Source organism: Streptomyces lasiicapitis (assembly GCF_014646335.1).
GTDB classification, from domain to species: domain Bacteria; phylum Actinomycetota; class Actinomycetes; order Streptomycetales; family Streptomycetaceae; genus Streptomyces; species Streptomyces lasiicapitis.
The window spans coordinates 1-1,696 of record NZ_BMNG01000040.1 but is presented as its reverse complement, the minus strand read 5'-3'; the positions used below and the strand labels follow the sequence as shown (position 1 = coordinate 1,696).

The 1,696-nt window shown below is 71.2% G+C and carries 1 protein-coding gene and 2 pseudogenes; all 3 read left to right on the top strand.

From position 1 onward, the window contains the following. A pseudogene (locus IEY91_RS41415) lies at window positions 1–201 on the top strand (phosphotransferase); the annotation flags it as partial. Beyond that, on the top strand, window positions 198–1,118 hold the full coding sequence (locus IEY91_RS41410) for a lactate/malate family dehydrogenase (protein ID WP_189177906.1): 921 nt from the start codon (window positions 198–200) through the stop codon (window positions 1,116–1,118). The pseudogene IEY91_RS41415 and the gene IEY91_RS41410, both read left to right, overlap by 4 nt. Further along, window positions 1,115–1,696, top strand: a pseudogene (locus IEY91_RS41405) (hypothetical protein); the annotation flags it as partial. The gene IEY91_RS41410 and the pseudogene IEY91_RS41405, both read left to right, overlap by 4 nt.

The following is a 1,696-nucleotide window of genomic DNA, read 5'->3' as shown; positions in this document are numbered from 1 at the left end:
ATGGACACCGTCAACATCCTGTCCACCTACCTCACTTGCCCCGTGGTGCTGCCGATGCCCCCGCAGGCCATGGTCGTCGCCGAACGGGCCGAGTCTGTCTGCCGCCTGCTGGATGCGGCCAGCATGATCCTGGCGGAGAACAGGGCGGCCGCCACGTGGCCGCTGGTGCTGGGCGAGGCCGTCAAGGCGGCAGCCCCATGAGGCCCCCTGTTCCCGCGATCGGGGTGATCGGGGCCGGCGCCGTCGGACAGACCGTGTCCACGCTGCTCATGGGCGCGGGCTGGTGCCGCGAACTCCTCATCGCCTCCGGCTCTCCGACCTCGGCCGAAGCGCTGGTCGCCGACCTGGAGGACATGCAGCAAGTCCTGGATGCCTCCGTCCTGGTCCGCACCGCTCATCCGTCCCAGATGGGCCACTGCGCGGCCGTCGTCGTATGCCCCAGGGCGAAGTTCACCAACACCGCCACCGCTGACGTACGCATGGCCGGTCGTGCCGCCAACGCGCCCATCGTCGCCCGCCTCGCCCACACCCTGGCGGGCTACACCGGTACCGCGATCGTGGTGACCAATCCGGTCGACGTGATGACCCGCCTGTTCGCCGAGATCTCCGGCAGCCGACAGGTATACGGGCTCGGCTCGAACACCGACACCGCTCGCTACCGACTCACCCTCGCCCACCACCTGCGCGTCCCCGTGGACGCCGTCGACGGGCAGGTGATCGGCGAGCACGGCGACGACGCCGTCGTGTGCGCATCGTCCACCCGCGTCGGCGGCCTGCCCGTTGCGGTCCCCTTCGCCGAAGTCCGTGCAGAACTCTCCGCCCGCCCCCGCCGGATCAACCACGGCGTCGGCCGGGCCCGGGCGGGGCCCGCCGGGGCCGTCCTGGCGGCCCTGCGAGCCGCCCTCGGCCTGACGGACGGAGTGATCGAACTGTGCGTCAACCACGACGGCCGCTGGCGGGGAATCCCGTTGCGCTTCACCGCCGGCCAGCCCACGGTGTGCCTGCCCGCGCTCGACCACGGCGAGGCCCAGCGCCTGCTCAACGCCGACAACAAACTCCGCACCGCCTACGACACCCTCACACCCCACCTGACCGAGCAGGAAGCGAACCCCGAGTGACCCAGCACGCGACCCGTATCGCCACGGCCCACCACGCCGTGACCGTCCTCAGCCAGACCAACACCGTGACCGACTGGATGATCCGCTACTTCGGCCAGTGGTGGAACGCCGAGCCCGCCACCGCACCGTTTTCCGGCCCGCTGGTGACCGCCGACGTCGACGCCACCACGGTCACCACGTACACCCAGAACGTCTCCAACCGCCCTCACCAGGAGACCACCTACGCGAACACACGGATGCTTTACGGCCGCACCAGCGGCCACGTCGTCACAGCCGCCCAGCCCAGCGAGCACCTCGCCTACCGCTCCGAACCCGGGCACCTCCACATCGTCGGCCACGAGACTCTGCCCGTGTGCCTGGCCGCCGCCCGCCTGGCCCGCGAAGTCGTACGCGGCCAACTCCTGGCCGACGGCTGGTCGATCCTGCACGCCTCCGCCGCCACCGACCCCGACGGGCAGACCGTGCTCACCCTCGGCGGCAAAGGCTCGGGCAAAACCACGACCGCGCTCCTGCTGGCCCGCGCCGGATGGCGACTCCTCGCCAACGACCGCGTATTCGTCCGCCCCGACAGCGACGGC

Bases quoted from the DNA above. Each gene is read 5' to 3' on its own strand.
- IEY91_RS41410 (WP_189177906.1), top strand. From the start codon at position 198: ATGAGGCCCCCTGTTCCCGCGATCGGGGTGATCGGGGCCGGCGCCGTC.